This is a genomic window from Agrobacterium pusense, from assembly GCF_900102105.1.
Lineage (GTDB): Bacteria > Pseudomonadota > Alphaproteobacteria > Rhizobiales > Rhizobiaceae > Agrobacterium > Agrobacterium pusense.
Genome location: NZ_FNBB01000002.1, coordinates 487,412 through 502,222, shown reverse-complemented (window position 1 = coordinate 502,222; position 14,811 = coordinate 487,412). Strand labels below are relative to the sequence as shown.

11 protein-coding genes are annotated in these 14,811 nt (G+C 59.8%); 2 read left to right on the top strand and 9 right to left on the bottom strand.

Going from position 1 to position 14,811, the window contains the following annotated elements; all coding sequences use genetic code 11:
• Window positions 1-191: 191 nt before the first annotated feature.
• The 7 genes from sufA to BLU28_RS07040 form a co-directional block, all read right to left on the bottom strand.
• The gene (gene sufA, locus BLU28_RS07075) at window positions 192-581 is read right to left on the bottom strand and encodes a Fe-S cluster assembly scaffold SufA (protein ID WP_004442383.1); all 390 of its coding nucleotides are present in this window, start codon (window positions 579-581) and stop codon (window positions 192-194) included.
• Window positions 582-686: 105 nt separating this feature from the next.
• Complete coding sequence (locus BLU28_RS07070) at window positions 687-1,070, bottom strand: SUF system Fe-S cluster assembly protein (RefSeq protein WP_004442386.1); 384 nt, start codon at window positions 1,068-1,070, stop codon at window positions 687-689.
• Window positions 1,071-1,106: 36 nt separating this feature from the next.
• Window positions 1,107-2,348: a cysteine desulfurase gene (locus tag BLU28_RS07065; RefSeq protein ID WP_077986208.1), complete on the bottom strand. Its 1,242-nt coding sequence runs from the start codon at window positions 2,346-2,348 to the stop codon at window positions 1,107-1,109.
• Between the two features lie 109 nt (window positions 2,349-2,457).
• Window positions 2,458-3,729, bottom strand: coding sequence for a Fe-S cluster assembly protein SufD (sufD, locus tag BLU28_RS07060; protein ID WP_035210122.1), 1,272 nt, complete (start codon window positions 3,727-3,729; stop codon window positions 2,458-2,460).
• Between the two features lie 23 nt (window positions 3,730-3,752).
• Window positions 3,753-4,508, bottom strand: coding sequence for a Fe-S cluster assembly ATPase SufC (sufC, locus tag BLU28_RS07055; protein WP_003522658.1), 756 nt, complete (start codon window positions 4,506-4,508; stop codon window positions 3,753-3,755).
• A gap of 182 nt (window positions 4,509-4,690) precedes the next feature.
• The gene (gene sufB / locus BLU28_RS07050) at window positions 4,691-6,160 is read right to left on the bottom strand and encodes a Fe-S cluster assembly protein SufB (protein WP_006698793.1); all 1,470 of its coding nucleotides are present in this window, start codon (window positions 6,158-6,160) and stop codon (window positions 4,691-4,693) included.
• 198 nt (window positions 6,161-6,358) lie between these two features.
• Complete coding sequence (locus BLU28_RS07040; protein ID WP_077986209.1) at window positions 6,359-7,528, bottom strand: cysteine desulfurase family protein; 1,170 nt, start codon at window positions 7,526-7,528, stop codon at window positions 6,359-6,361.
• 211 nt (window positions 7,529-7,739) lie between these two features.
• Here BLU28_RS07040 and BLU28_RS07035 point away from each other — a divergent pair, with 211 nt between their 5' ends.
• Window positions 7,740-8,417 carry an alpha/beta hydrolase gene (locus BLU28_RS07035; RefSeq protein WP_003522662.1) on the top strand — a complete coding sequence of 226 codons (678 nt, stop codon included), beginning with the start codon at window positions 7,740-7,742 and terminating at the stop codon, window positions 8,415-8,417.
• A gap of 227 nt (window positions 8,418-8,644) precedes the next feature.
• Here the strand turns inward: BLU28_RS07035 and BLU28_RS07030 are convergent, their stop codons facing one another.
• Entirely contained in the window at window positions 8,645-9,766 is a 1,122-nt protein-coding gene (locus tag BLU28_RS07030; protein WP_077986210.1) for an anhydro-N-acetylmuramic acid kinase, read from the bottom strand.
• A 149-nt stretch (window positions 9,767-9,915) separates the two neighbouring features.
• Here BLU28_RS07030 and tyrS point away from each other — a divergent pair, with 149 nt between their 5' ends.
• Window positions 9,916-11,169 carry a tyrosine--tRNA ligase gene (gene tyrS, locus BLU28_RS07025; RefSeq protein WP_077986211.1) on the top strand — a complete coding sequence of 418 codons (1,254 nt, stop codon included), beginning with the start codon at window positions 9,916-9,918 and terminating at the stop codon, window positions 11,167-11,169.
• Between the two features lie 45 nt (window positions 11,170-11,214).
• Here the strand turns inward: tyrS and BLU28_RS07020 are convergent, their stop codons facing one another.
• Window positions 11,215-14,598: a YhdP family protein gene (locus BLU28_RS07020; protein ID WP_077986212.1), complete on the bottom strand. Its 3,384-nt coding sequence runs from the start codon at window positions 14,596-14,598 to the stop codon at window positions 11,215-11,217.
• Window positions 14,599-14,811 lie beyond the last annotated feature (213 nt).

The window sequence follows — 14,811 nt, the reverse complement described above, 5'->3', positions numbered from 1 at the left end:
GACGCAGTCTGCGGAAAAAACCTGAAACTTGTCATCCGTCATCCTCGGGCTTGACCCGAGGATCTACAAACGTCTCAAGCGATTTGACGGGGATGGAACCCTCGGGTCAAGCCCGAGGATGACGTCGCGATTGTGGGAGCGCTGTGTGCATAAGAATGTCTACCTCTCCATCGCAGAGATAGCGTAACCAATCAAACGCTGGCTTCTGCCTCACGCTGCTTCGCAAGCGCGGCGAGATCCGCAGGCTTCAGCTCAACCGATTCACCGCAGCCGCAGGCAGAGGTCTGGTTCGGATTGTTGAAGGTGAAACCGGAGCGCATCTTGGTCACTTCGAAATCCATCTGCGTGCCGAGCAGATAAAGCACGGCGGAAGGCTGAACCCAGACTTTCGCGCCTTCGAATTCAACCAGATCGTCCTTCGCATCCGGCTCAGTCACGAGGTCGATGGTATATTCCATGCCCGCGCAACCGCCCTTCTTGATGCCGACGCGCACGCCCTTGGCGTCCGGTCCGGAATTTTCGACGATCGCTTTAACGCGCGAGGCAGCAGCCCCGGTCATGGTCATGATTGCAAAGCCCATGGGCCCATTCTCCTTCGACAATCGAGTTCAAGGCTCGATGCTTATGGAATTCAATTTAAGTGCGCCTGACGATGTCATCAAGGGATGACACCAGGCAAAATCAAATCAGTACCAGCCGACGGCAACCTGCGCTTCTTCCGACATGCGGTCCGGCGTCCACGGCGGATCGAACGTCATTTCGACGGTGACACCGGAAACACCTTCGACGGCGCCAACGGCGTTCTCCACCCAGCCCGGCATTTCGCCAGCGACGGGGCAACCGGGGGCCGTCAGCGTCATGACGATCTTGACCATCCGGTCGTCTTCGATATCGATCTTGTAGACCAGCCCGAGTTCGAAGATGTCGGCCGGAATTTCCGGGTCATAAACGGTCTTCAGCGCCGCGATCACATCGTCGCTGAGGCGTGCAAGCTCATCCGGCGGAATGGTGGATACCTTTTCCTGAGCTTCGGTCGCATCCTGGGTCTTTGCAGTGGCATCGGCAGTCATGGTCTTAAACCTCAATCCTGATTTCAAGCTGCGATATCAGGCGAAAAATTTGCGCGCATATTCCAGCGCCTCGACAAGAGAGTCTACTTCGGCGCGGGTATTGTAAAGGCCGAACGATGCCCGGCATGTGGAGGTAACGCCGAAGCGTTTCAAGAGCGGCATGGCGCAATGGGTGCCGGCCCGCACGGCAACGCCGCGCCGGTCGATCACCATCGAGACGTCATGGGCGTGAATGCCCTCAAGCTCGAAGGAGAAGATACCACCCTTATCAGGTGCATTACCGATGATGCGAAGCGAATTGATCTCGCGCAGCCGCTCGGCGGCATAAGCGGCAAGATCGGCCTCGTGTGCTGCAATCGCGGAACGGCCGAGATTGTCCATGTAATCGAGCGCATAACCGAGGCTGATCGCCTGCACGATGGGCGGCGTACCCGCTTCGAAACGATGCGGCGGCTCGTTATAGGTGACATTGTCTTCGGAGACGTCGAGGATCATCTCGCCGCCGCCCTGGAACGGCCGCATCTCGCGCAGCCGGTCGGCCTTGCCATAGAGCACGCCGATGCCCGAGGGACCGTAAAGCTTGTGGCCCGTCATCACATACCAGTCGCAATCGATATCGCGCACATCAACAGGCATATGAACAGCGCCCTGTGATCCATCGATCAGCACCGGAATGCCACGTTCATGCGCGATGCGGCAAATTTCCTTGACCGGCACGATGGTGCCGAGCGCATTCGACATATGGGTGATGGCAACGAGCTTGGTGCGCTCCGTCAGGCTCTGTTCGAAAGCCTCGATATGAAATGCGCCGTCATCATCAACCGGCACCCAGACGAGCTTGGCGCCCTGCCGTTCGCGGATGAAATGCCATGGCACGATATTGGAGTGATGCTCCATGATCGAGATGACGATCTCGTCGCCCTCGCCGATCTTGGGCATGCCATAACCGTAAGCGACCGTATTGATCGCCTCGGTGGAGGATTTGGTGAAGACGATCTCGTCCACCGAACCGGCATTGAGGAACCGGCGCACTTTTTCGCGCGCCGCCTCATAGGCGTCGGTTGCGGCATTGGAGAGGAAATGCAGGCCGCGATGCACGTTTGCGTACTCATTTGCATAAGCATGCGAAACGGCGTCGATCACCACCTGCGGCTTTTGAGCGGACGCGCCGTTGTCGAGATAGACCAGCGGCTTGCCATAGACCTCGCGCGACAGGATCGGGAAATCCCGGCGCACGGCTTCGATGTCATAAGGGGCCGCCATTGCGGTCTGGTCCATTTCTCGGGCCCTTTCATGGTGCTCTTCTGGAGAGCTCCGGGTTTTGCAGCCGTTACCGCTGCTTCACGTCACCCTCGGGCTCGTCCCGAGGATGACGACGGAGAGGTTGCTAAGCGTGATGCTCCAGCCAGCCGGAAATGATCGTCTCCAGCGCCTCTACCAGATTTTCTTCTTCCAGTTCCTCGACGATCTCGGCAACGAAAGCGTTGACGAGCATCGCCCGTGCCTTTGCCCGCGGAACGCCGCGTGCCATCAGGTAGTAGAGATGGTTGTCGCTGATATCGGCAACCGTCGCGCCATGGCCGCACTGAACGTCGTCGGCGAAGATTTCCAGTTCCGGCTTTGCCGAGAACTCGCCATCGTCAGACATGAGCAGCGTGTTGCACGCCATCTTCGCGTCGGTCTTCTGGGCATCCGGTGCGACCCGGATCATGCCCTGGAAAATGCCCTTCGCGCGGTCGAACACCACGTTGCGGAAAACTTCCGTCGAGGTCGTGTTCGGTACGTTGTGGCCAAGAACCATCGTCACGTCCGTATGGGTTTCGCCACCCAAAAGGTTGACGCCGCGAACGATGAGATCGGTGCCCTCGCCTTCCACATCGATGCGCAGTTCCTGACGCACCAGCTTGCCGCCGGCATTGATCAGGAAGAGACGCAACTTGGCTTCCGCGCCAAGCTTGATGCGCAGCTGGCCAAGGTGAATATCGGCGGCACCCTGCTGTTGCAAAAGGATCCAGGTTGCTTCCGCGCCATCCTCAACGACGATATCGCTGACCGAGGAGACCAGCGCCGCATCGGGCGTCACCGAAAGGTGACGCTCAATGACGGTCGCTTTCGAACCCTTGCCGAAGCGCACCGGGAAGCGGCTGTGAACCTGGCCTGCGCCATGGATAGCCTGCAGTTCGATCGGCTTGTCGAGCTCAGCATCGGCGGGAATTTCGACCACGAGGCCGTCACGCACAAAGCTGCCATTGATGCGGCCAATCGTGTCATCCTTGCTGGCTTCCGCAAGGCCAGCCGCGGCAGAGCCGTCGAGCAGGCTGTCGGCAAAGCGCGATACGCTGACACCATCGACCTTGCCGATATCGGCCGTGCCATGCAGCATGTAAGCCACAGGCGAACCGGCAATAATCGACGCAGCCTTCTCGATGACAGGCGCGGGCCGGTCTTCCGGAACCGTGCGCAGCAGGCTCTTCAGATCGGTATAGTGCCAGGCCTCGATGCGGCGTGTCGGAAGACCACCGGTCTTCAGATCGTCGAACAGCACGTCACGCGCGGCAACCACGGCGCCGTCGCCGGGCAGCTCGCTGAACTTGGCGGTGTAGGCATCGACCAGCGCGGTTTCCGCTGGCGTCAGCCGGTTGGTAGCTTGAATGTTCATGGACATCACCTCCTGGCCTTCGATCAGGCCGCTTCACCGATGATGTCGGCGTAACCGTTGTTTTCCAGTTCCAGCGCGAGAGCCTTGTCACCCGAGCGGATGATCTTGCCCTTGTAGAGAACGTGAACGCTGTCAGGCACGATGTAATCGAGCAGGCGCTGATAGTGGGTGATGACGACGGTGGCGCGATCCGGCGACTTCAGCGCATTGACGCCGTCAGCCACGATCTTCAGCGCGTCGATGTCGAGACCGCTATCGGTTTCGTCGAGAACGCAGAGCTTCGGCTCCAGAAGCGCCATCTGCAGGATTTCGGCACGCTTCTTCTCACCGCCGGAGAAACCGACGTTGAGCGGACGCTTCAGCATCTCCATGTCGATCTTCAGATCGCCGGCCGCTTCCTTGACGCGGCGGATGAAATCAGGCGTCGTCAGCTCGGACTCGCCGCGCGCCTTGCGCTGCTCGTTCATCGCAACCTTCAGGAACTGCATGGTAGCGACGCCCGGAATTTCGACCGGATACTGGAAGGCAAGGAAAATGCCCTTGGCCGCACGCTCGGCAGCGTCCAGCTCCAGAATGCTTTCGCCGTTATAGAGAATGTCACCGGAGGTGACTTCATAGTCCTCACGGCCCGACAGGATGTAGGACAGCGTCGACTTGCCGGAACCGTTCGGGCCCATGATGGCCGCAACTTCACCAGCGGCAACCTTCAGGTTGAGACCCTTGATGATCTCGGTTTCGGTATCGGCGATCTTCGCGTGCAGGTCGATGATTTCAAGCATGGTATTGTTCCTGTTCATGGTGCGGTTTCAAGGACCGCCTCGTGCGCCCCATCAGGGCTTGTCTCAAATCTCTCATCTGTCATCCTCGGGCTTGACCCGAGGATCCGGGAAGTGGGTTGTCTCTGCTCAGGCCAAGGCCGTAGATCCTCGGGTTAGGCCCGAGGATGATGTCGAGCAAGGAGTTAACCGACCGAGCCTTCCAGCGAAATGCCGATCAGCTTCTGCGCTTCCACGGCAAATTCCATCGGCAGTTCCTGAATGACTTCCTTCACGAAGCCGTTGACGATCAGCGCGATCGCCGCTTCCTCGGGAATGCCGCGCTGCAGGCAATAGAACAGCTGGTCTTCGGAAATCTTCGACGTCGTCGCCTCGTGCTCGAAGTGCGCGGAGGAGTTCTTCGCCTCGATGTAAGGCACGGTATGAGCGCCGCACTTGTCGCCGATCAGCAGGGAGTCGCACTGCGTGAAGTTACGCGTGTTGGTCGCCTTGCGGTGGGCCGAGACCTGGCCGCGATAGACGTTTTCCGAGAAACCGGCGGCGATGCCCTTGGCGATGATGCGGCTCGACGTGTTCTTGCCGAGATGGATCATCTTTGTGCCACTGTCGATCTGCTGGTGACCATTGGAGACCGCGATCGAATAGAACTCGCCACGGCTGTCATCGCCGCGCAGGATGCAGGACGGGTATTTCCAGGTGATGGCCGAACCGGTCTCCACCTGCGTCCACGAGATCTTCGAGCGGTTGCCACGGCAATCGCCGCGCTTGGTCACGAAGTTGTAGATGCCGCCCTTGCCTTCCTTGTCGCCCGGATACCAGTTCTGGACGGTGGAATATTTGATTTCGGCATCATCGAGCGCCACGAGTTCAACAACGGCGGCGTGAAGCTGGTTCTCGTCGCGCTGGGGAGCGGTGCAGCCTTCCAGATAGGAGACGTAGGCACCCTCTTCGGCGATGATCAGCGTGCGCTCGAACTGGCCGGTGTTCTTCTCGTTGATGCGGAAATAGGTCGAAAGCTCCATCGGGCAACGAACGCCCTTCGGCACGAATACGAAGGAACCGTCAGTAAAGACGGCGGAGTTCAGCGTCGCATAAAAATTGTCCGTCGTCGGAACGACCGAGCCGAGATATTTCTTCACCAGCTCCGGATGCTCGCGCACGGCTTCCGAGATCGACATGAAGATCACGCCGGCCTTAGCCAGTTCCGCCTTGAAGGTGGTGACGACCGAAACACTGTCGAACACGGCATCAACAGCGACCTGACGCTTTTCGACGCCGGCGAGGATTTCCTGTTCTTTCAGCGGAATGCCGAGCTTTTCATAGACCTTCAGCAGCTCCGGGTCGACTTCATCGAGCGACTTCGGGCCGGGGGTGCTTTTCGGCGCGGCATAATAATAGAGATCGTTGAAGTCGATCTTGGGGTAGCTGACGCGCGCCCAGGTCGGCTCTTCCATCGTCAGCCAGCGCTTGTAAGCCTCAAGACGCCATTCCAGCATCCATTCCGGCTCCTGCTTCTTGGCCGAGATGAAACGGATCACCTCTTCCGAAAGACCCTTCGGGGCCTTGTCGACTTCGATATTGGTTTCGAAGCCGTATTTATACTGGTCCACATCGATCTGGCGGACCTGATCGATCGTTTCCTGAACCGCTGCCATGTCGTTCTCCAATCTCGCCGGAGCCAAGGTCCGGTGGCTTGTCAACGTATCAAGGCGGAAAGCCGCCTTATTCATCTTCGGGCAAATCGCTCCGAGCCGTCAGCCGGGGCAGAGCTTATACCCATGTAGGTGCGGGATGGCGCTTTTCACACATCCCGGCAAGCGGAAAATTGCTAATCCGCAATTCTTTGCCGCATTTTACGCGGCCTGACCGGAAAGCTTGCGCCGTCCGGCAATTTTCGCAAACGCCGCGAGCGTCCGTTCAATGTCCGCCTCGTCAGTCGCGTGGCCAATCGAAATCCGGAGCGCGCCGAGCTTGGGATCGCGCCCCATCGCGGTCAAGACATGGCTTTCGCCCACCTTGCCCGATGAGCAGGCCGACCCTGCCGACAGTGCGATACCTTCTATATCGAAGGCGATCTGCCCGGTCTCGGCCTTCAGGCCCGGAAGCGTGAAAAACGTGGTATTGGCGACGCGCGTGACATCGTCACCGTGGATGATTACATCAGGCGCGTTCACGCGCATACCGTTTTCCAGCCGCGCCCGCAGCGCGGAAAGACGCGTCGCCTCAACCTCGACATTCCGGGAGGCAAAAGCCGCAGCGGCACCGAAACCGATGACCGACAGGGTATTTTCCGTACCCGAACGATGACCCTTTTCCTGGCCGCCACCATGGATCAGCGGCTTCGGCATCATCACCTCGCCGCGCGAGATAAGAGCGCCGGCACCCTTCGGGCCACCGAGCTTGTGAGACGAAATCACAAGGAAATCCGCATCGAGCGCGTTGATATCGAGCGGCACGCGGCCGGCAGCCTGAACAGCGTCGACAACCATCAGGCCGCCCGCCGCATGAACCAGCCGCGCCGCTTCCGCCACATGCTGAAGGATGCCGGTCTCGTTATTCACCAGCATGCAGGCGACCATCGGCAGCCCGGACGACCTGTCATGCGAAGACAGCAACGCTTCAAGCGCGGCAAGATCAAGGACACCCGCTGACGTAACGGGAACTTCCGTTACGTCACTCTTTTCGAAACGGCCACCTTCGCGGAATGCGGGATGCTCGATGGCGGAAACATAGAGCCGGCTTACCCGAACCGGGCTGCGTCCCATCCTGAATTCCGGCGCAAGCACCAGATTGGCCGCTTCCGTCGCACCGCTGGTAAAGGTCACATGCGCCGGCTCAGCGCCGCCAAGCGCCGCAACCTCCCGGCGAGCCGTCTCGACGGCCGCGCGGGCGGCACGCCCTTCCCGGTGGACGGAAGACGGATTGCCGGCAAGATCAAGCGCAGACACAAGCACCTCCCGCACGGCCGGCAGAAGCGGCGCCGTGGCGTTCCAGTCCATATATGTGCGCGTCAAAACCGTCATCGCCGAAAGGCTTCATCCAATCTTCAATGCGCGAAAACGCATTTTTCTTGAAATTACAGTTGCGCTTGCCTTATGACACCACCCGAGTGCTTTAGCACACGCAAAGTTTCGAATTATTCTAAACTGCGTTCTAGAAAAGATGACAGAGTTCGTCAAGTCTTCTCATCGGAAGAATGCGGTTGGAGAATGAAAAAACACGACCGGAGTACCAATGCCCGAAGTCATCTTTAACGGCCCTGCGGGTCGCCTCGAAGGCCGTTATCAACCCTCCAAGGAAAAGAGCGCGCCGATCGCGATCATCCTTCATCCGCACCCGCAGTTCGGCGGCACGATGAACAACCAGATCGTCTATCAGCTCTTCTATCTTTTCCAGAAGCGCGGCTTCACGACGCTCCGGTTCAACTTCCGCTCCATCGGCCGCAGCCAGGGCGAGTTTGACCACGGTGCGGGCGAGCTCTCCGATGCCGCCTCGGCGCTCGACTGGGTGCAGAGCCTGCATCCGGATTCCAAGAGCTGTTGGGTGGCGGGTTACTCCTTCGGCGCCTGGATCGGCATGCAGCTTCTGATGCGCCGCCCGGAAATCGAAGGTTTCATGTCGATTGCCCCGCAGCCGAACACCTACGACTTCTCCTTCCTTGCGCCCTGCCCGTCTTCTGGCCTCATCATCAACGGCGATTCCGACAAGGTCGCGCCCGAAAAGGACGTCAACGGCCTGGTCGAAAAGCTGAAGACGCAGAAGGGCATTCTCATCACCCACCGCACCGTCCCCGGCGCCAACCACTTCTTCAACGGCAAGGTGGATGAGCTGATGGGCGAATGCGAGGACTATCTCGACCGTCGCCTGAACGGCGAGCTTGTGCCGGAACCGGCTGCCAAGCGTATTCGGTGATTTGGGGCGTTTAATTACGCGTCATATCGTTATAGACGGCGGATGGGGTTTACCCCCCTCTGCCCTGCCGGGCATCTCCCCCACAGGTGGGGAGATCGAATCGCGGCGACCTTTCGGCCGTATTCAACGGTAGAGTTTCAGGCGAGGAGCAGGCGTCTAGCTGATCTCCCTCCTTGTGGGGGAGATGCCCGGCAGGGCAGAGGGGGGTAAGCCCCACCCGCCAGCTTTCACGAGCGCACCAAAACCCCACCCGTCACCGGCTCCTTCACCCCCGTCGTACCGGGATAGGTCAGCGGCAGCCCCTTCAGCGACCGAACGGCCAGATAGGCCCAGGCCTCCGCCTCCATCGCGCCGCCATCGAACCCCGCCTCTTCAGCCGCAATCACCCGCGCACCGACCTTGGCGGCAAGTTCTGCAAACTCCGCCATGATCACCGGATTGAGCCGACCGCCACCACAGACCACATAGGTCTTCGCCGCCTCCGGCAGATAGCTTGCCGACTTCAGAATGGCGGCCCCCGTTAGATGCGCCAAAGTCCGTGCACCATCGGCCAGCGAGACCTCACCCTTTTCCGGGGGCGCAAAATCGCCACGATCCAGCGAACGGCGAATATTACCGGAAAAGAACGGGCTTTCCATATAACGCGCCACCAGCGACGCGACGACGCTGCCGCCCGCCGCCGTCTTGCCGCCCTTGTCGAAAGCCTTGCCGGTATGCGCCTCGATCCACTGATCAATCAGCATATTGCCGGGGCCACTATCGAAAGCAGCAAGCTGTCCGCCCTCGCCGATATATGTCAGGTTGGAAATGCCGCCGATATTGACGAAAACGGCAGGCGTTTCGAACCCGTCAGGCAGATTGGCAGACAGCGCCATGTGATAGGCGGGAATGAGCGGCGCTCCCTGCCCGCCATGCACCATATCGTTGGCGCGCATATCGTAAACAACATCGATACCGGTTTCTTCAGCCAGCAAAGGTCCGTCACCGATCTGGACCGTCAGCGCCTCATCCGGCCGGTGCAATACCGTCTGGCCATGAAAACCGATGACATCGATGTCGCCGGACTGAAGCCGGTGACGGTGGAGAAAGGATTTCACCGCCGCCGCATGGGCAAGCGTCAGCTTGCGCTCGGCCTCATCAAGATCGCCGGGGCGCTCGCGACGCTCGCGAATGGATTTGGCTGTCGTCAGCGCCTTCTGCCAGATGGCCCGCAGGCCGGGATCGTAGGGAAAATAACCGCTCGGCCCATGCCGCACCACGCTCTCGCCATCGGTGCGCAGAAGCGCGATATCGATGCCGTCCATCGATGTGCCGCTCATCAGTCCGATTGCCGTTTTGACCTCGCCCACCTTCCGCTCCCCTGCAATCTCGAATCATTCTTGCCTCGAATCCCGACATTCATGGCCGAAACGGGTGCACATTTCAAAAAACAATGATAAAGCCGCCACGGTCATCGGTTTTCGATGGCCGCACAGATCAAACCAGAAAGTAAAAGGTTATGTCCAGGTTCAAGTCCGATTTCCTCCGTACGCTCGATGAGCGCGGCTTCATTCACCAGATCTCCGATGAGGCAGGTCTCGACGAACTGTTCGCCAAGGAAACCGTGACCGCCTATATCGGCTATGACCCGACGGCTTCCAGTCTGCATGTCGGCCACCTCACACAGATCATGATGCTGCACTGGATGCAGAAGACCGGCCACCAGCCAATCTCGCTGATGGGCGGCGGCACCGGCATGGTGGGTGACCCCTCCTTCAAGGAAGAGGCGCGCAAGCTGATGACGGTCGACATGATCGAGGACAACATCACCTCGCTCAAGCATGTCTTCGCCAATTACCTCGATTACGATCGCGCCGAGAACCCGGCGCTGATGATCAACAACGCCGACTGGCTGCGTGGTCTGAATTACCTCGAATTCCTGCGCGATGTCGGCCGCCACTTCTCGGTCAACCGCATGCTGTCCTTCGACAGCGTGAAGACGCGCCTCGACCGCGAGCAGTCGCTGTCCTTCCTCGAATTCAACTACATGATCCTGCAGGCCTACGATTTCGTGGAACTGAACCAGCGCACGGGGTGCCGCCTGCAGATGGGCGGCTCTGACCAGTGGGGCAACATCATCAACGGCATCGACCTGGGTCACCGCATGGGGACACCGCAGCTTTACGCGCTGACCTCTCCGCTTCTGACCACCTCCTCGGGTGCGAAGATGGGCAAGTCGGCCTCGGGCGCCGTGTGGCTGAACAAGGACCTGCTGCCGGTCTATGATTTCTGGCAATACTGGCGCAACACCGAAGATGCCGACGTCGTTCGCTTCGCCAAGCTCTTCACGACCCTGCCGATGGAAGAGATCGCCCGTCTGGCTACGCTCGGTGGATCGGAAATCAACGAGGCCAAGAAAATCCTGGCGACCGAGGTAACCGCGATCCTGCACGGCCGTGCCGCTGCGGAAGAAGCCGCGGAAACGGCGCGCAAGACCTTCGAGGAAGGCGCGCTGGCCGAAAACCTGCCTTCCATCGAGGTTCCGGCCTCCGAACTTGAAGCTGGCGTCGGCGTCCTCTCGCTCATCGTCCGTGCAGGTCTCGCCGGTTCGAATGGCGAGGCCCGCCGCCATGTTCAGGGCGGTGCGGTGAAGATCAATGATCAGGGCGTTTCCGACGAGCGCCAGATGATCGGCACCGGCGAAGTGACCGGCGACGGCGTCATCAAGCTGTCGGTAGGCAAGAAGAAGCACGTGCTGGTTCGCCCGGTCTGACGCCCACACCGAACCTGTCATTGAGGGCCGCGAAAGCGGCCCTTGTTACTGGAACTCGAAAATCTGCCTGAAAACACCGGGCGCAATCAGCGACAGCGGGTTGATCGTCAGCTTCGGCTGGTCCGTCTGGCCGGAAAGCTTGAAGGTAATGCCGAGCAGGCCGCGGTCGCGGCCGTTGCCGAGGAAGATGCCGATAAAGGGCAACTCGCCGAACAGCCGGTTCAGCCCGTAGGCGGGCATGAAGGTGCCGGTCATGTCCATGCGGCCATTCTGATCCTTCAGCAGCCCCTGAAACGTTGCGCCGATCTGTTCACCGCGCACAACCCCGTTTTCCACCGCGATCGAACCGTTGACATAAACGACGCGGGCAAAACCCCGCTGGAATTTCTCCGAACTGACATCGATATTGCGGCGGACCGCATTGTTGAGGCTCCTGCCATCCTCGCCCGTCGGCGTTGCGACGATGTCCTGCAACTTGGCCTCGTTGACCACCGAGAAATTGCGCAGATCCAGCGAGCCGCTCCAGTCGCTGCCATTGGCGGTCGTCAGTGCTAGGTTGAGAAGGCCGCCACGAATGCGGCTGTAGATATTGGCAAACCGCGCGAGCGAACCCGCATCGCTGCTGGTCAATGTCACAGTCCCCGTCGCGCCGCGATTGGTGGTCTGCGCGACCACCGCCTGTCCGTTGCCGGTCACGCCGCGAAAATCGATGGAGCGCACCTTGCCGTCACGCACGCTGACATCGGAATTGACATTGGCAAGGATCTCATCGTTGAACCCGTAGACCTTGTCAAACTGCGCCTTGATGGAAAGAGATGGCTGCGAACGAGACGTACCATCGCCACCGCCGGCGGGACTGCGCAGCTTCGACAGGAAAGGCCTTAGATCCGCGGATTTTCCGGAAGCATTGATAATATAGCCGTTTTTCGAAGCAGCCAACGAAACGGCATAATTATCGGAGGGCGAAAGCTGCACGCGGCTGAGATCGGCCGAGATCAGACCGCTCTTGTTGAAGGCAATGTCGCCGGCGGCGCCGAAACCATCGCCATCGAGGGAAAAATCCGTGATTGCGGTACGACCGTCCGCCACTTCCATGGTAAAGGCGGCTTTTGCCGGAATGCCGATGCCCTTGCTCCAGCCAAGCCCCGGAAGAATGATCGACGCCTTGGTCAGATCGAGCCTTACGTCCTGGCGTTTGGGATCGGCACCGTCGATCTCCAAAACGGTTGTGCCACCGAGAACCGAGGACAGCTCCGGCGCGAGTTTGGCAACCTGTGTCTCGGTCAATGTGGCCTTCAGGGACAGGGTGGGAGCCACACCGCTGTTCTTGCGCACGGGCTCCGTCATCTCGATATCCATCGGCACGTCATCGACGCGGCCTTTGCCCTGAAGCAGGAGCTGACGGTCGTTCAACGTCATGAAGCCGTCCAGCGCCGTCACCTTGTGGCCGGCGAAGGGTTTCGTCAGCGACAGGTTTTTCAGATCGAGATCGGCCGTCCACACCGGCGGAGGCGGGTTCTGGCTGGAAAGCAGGCCGATGGTCAGTTTCGCATTGGCTTGCACATCGCCGGCGAAATCCTCCGGCTTGAACTGCGTGTCCTTGAGCGCATTGATCGGCTTCAGTGTCGCAAGCTCCGCTACGGCATCTGCGGAGCCCGATACGCTGAGTTCGAGATTTCCAAGCAGAGGCTTGTCATAAACCGAGGAAATCACGAACCGGCTGTTCTCAAGCGCCAGCGAACGGTTGGACGGGAAATAGGACGTCGCCCGCTTGATTTCGACGGCCATCTTCCCGCCTACGAGATCGAAATGCGCATCGACATCACGCAGGGGCGGAATGTCGCCGGTGGTGTTGAGGCGCGTATCGTCAATGTCGAAACGAATCTGCATTTCGCTCTCGCCGAGCACCAGCGGGCAACCGGGACCGCACATCCGGCCCTGCGGGATGAAGATTGCGATGGAGCCATTGGTGACCGTGCCGCCATAAAGATTGGAAACCACCCAGTCGCGCGGCTTGTGCGCCATCCAGAAAGGCCAGAGCTGCTTGACTGCCGTGGCCTCCATCTTCGGTATCTGTCCGCCGAAGCTGATTTCGGGCGACCCTTCGCCGAACCGCATTTTCAGCGATCCCGCCATGTCTCCGAGTGGGCTCGTGACATAAAGCGATGAAACGTCGAGTTGCTTCGTCGCAGCCGTGAAGTGACCGTCCGCCTTCAGGCTGAAAGGAACCGGGGCCTCGCCCGAGGCTTCGGACGAAGCAACCGCATCGTCGATGCGGAGGGACAGACCAAAACCCTCCTCCGTATCGCTGATTACGCCGGCGACCGGAATGATCGTACGTCCAAGTTCCACCCGCGAGTTGTCGATGACAAGCGTGCTTTTTGCGAAATCGTAGCGCGCGTTCACAGTGCCGGCCGTGAAGGGCTGGGCCTCGCCGCCGATCCGAAGCGTGCCGTTACCGAGGCCGAGAGAGATGTCGAGACGCGGCTCCTGCCCCTCCTTGGCCCGGCGGGCAACGATGTTGATGCCCGTCTTGACATTCAGCCCCTCATGGAGGTTTCCGTCCGGATCGTATTTTTCCAGAAACGGGCCAATGTCGAAGCCATCGATACGGGCCTGGAAACCGTCGATCACGCCGCCCGCACCTGAGGTCTTGAGTGACACGCTGGCGATTTCGCCGTTGAACAGCGTTTCCCCGTCAAGCGAATAGCCGCCCTGCTGGTCTGGCGTCAGCGACAGTTCCCGCACTTCGATGGTGCGCGGCTTTCCCAGTTCGCCCGGTGGCAGATGAACGGAGACGCTGGAAATATCGATTTCCTCGGTTCCGCTGCTCAGGAAAGCCTGTGCCAGCTTGTCGAGCTGCCCGAAGGCTTCCTGCAATTGCAGCGGCACGGCGTCGAGCTTGACGCTGGCAAGATCGAACCCGTTGCCCTTGGGCAAAAGCGCCGTATCCAGCTCCATCCCGTCGGCTTCTAGGCTCTCCACCGACACGCGACCCGCCAGAAGCGCGAGGGGATCGAGCGCCATGCCGATCGCTCGCGCCCTGCTCAGATGCTGGCCGGATTCCTTCTCGACGATATCCACATCCTCCGCCACCAGCGCAAGGCGCAGTCCGGTGGAGAATCTGATCGCCGATGATCCGATTCGCGCGCTGTAATGCGGTCCGAGCGCCCGTTCCAGCGCCTGCTGCGCCTGGCTGGACAGCGCATTGTCAATCGAACCGGTCTCGACGGAAAGAATGATGCCGCCGAGGGAGAGGAAGGCGAGCACGAAAAGAGCCGCGAAAACCTTGAGGAAAGCACGCGCCATGGAACGCGGCGGCGGACAATGCACGATGATGGGATCCTCGGCCTGAGCCGAAGGCAGATCGTGCAGCGCAACGATATCGCGCCTGCCGAACTTGACCTTTTCACCCCTGACTTCAGCCATACGCCCGTATTTGCCCCTGAATAGCTCTTGTTTCGCCGCAACACCGGAGCGGGATGGCGAAAAGTGTAAGCGGTCCTCGTCTGGAATCCCGCTCAAATTCCTTAGCCCGGATCACGATTGGGATTTGAGGTCGAAACGATCTGAAATCCCAATCGTGATCTGGACGACGCGCGGTTTCGCTATATATCGAATGTGGCAACTTTCACTCAACAT

What these genes read in the sequence shown, in the direction of transcription:
- sufA (WP_004442383.1), bottom strand. Translation starts at nt 581, where the DNA reads ATGGGCTTTGCAATCATGACCATGACCGGGGCTGCTGCCTCGCGCGTT.
- BLU28_RS07070 (WP_004442386.1), bottom strand. Translation starts at nt 1,070, where the DNA reads ATGACTGCCGATGCCACTGCAAAGACCCAGGATGCGACCGAAGCTCAG.
- BLU28_RS07065 (WP_077986208.1), bottom strand. Translation starts at nt 2,348, where the DNA reads ATGGACCAGACCGCAATGGCGGCCCCTTATGACATCGAAGCCGTGCGC.
- sufD (WP_035210122.1), bottom strand. Translation starts at nt 3,729, where the DNA reads ATGAACATTCAAGCTACCAACCGGCTGACGCCAGCGGAAACCGCGCTG.
- sufC (WP_003522658.1), bottom strand. Translation starts at nt 4,508, where the DNA reads ATGCTTGAAATCATCGACCTGCACGCGAAGATCGCCGATACCGAAACC.
- sufB (WP_006698793.1), bottom strand. Translation starts at nt 6,160, where the DNA reads ATGGCAGCGGTTCAGGAAACGATCGATCAGGTCCGCCAGATCGATGTG.
- BLU28_RS07040 (WP_077986209.1), bottom strand. Translation starts at nt 7,528, where the DNA reads ATGACGGTTTTGACGCGCACATATATGGACTGGAACGCCACGGCGCCG.
- BLU28_RS07035 (WP_003522662.1), top strand. Translation starts at nt 7,740, where the DNA reads ATGCCCGAAGTCATCTTTAACGGCCCTGCGGGTCGCCTCGAAGGCCGT.
- tyrS (WP_077986211.1), top strand. Translation starts at nt 9,916, where the DNA reads ATGTCCAGGTTCAAGTCCGATTTCCTCCGTACGCTCGATGAGCGCGGC.
- BLU28_RS07020 (WP_077986212.1), bottom strand. Translation starts at nt 14,598, where the DNA reads ATGGCTGAAGTCAGGGGTGAAAAGGTCAAGTTCGGCAGGCGCGATATC.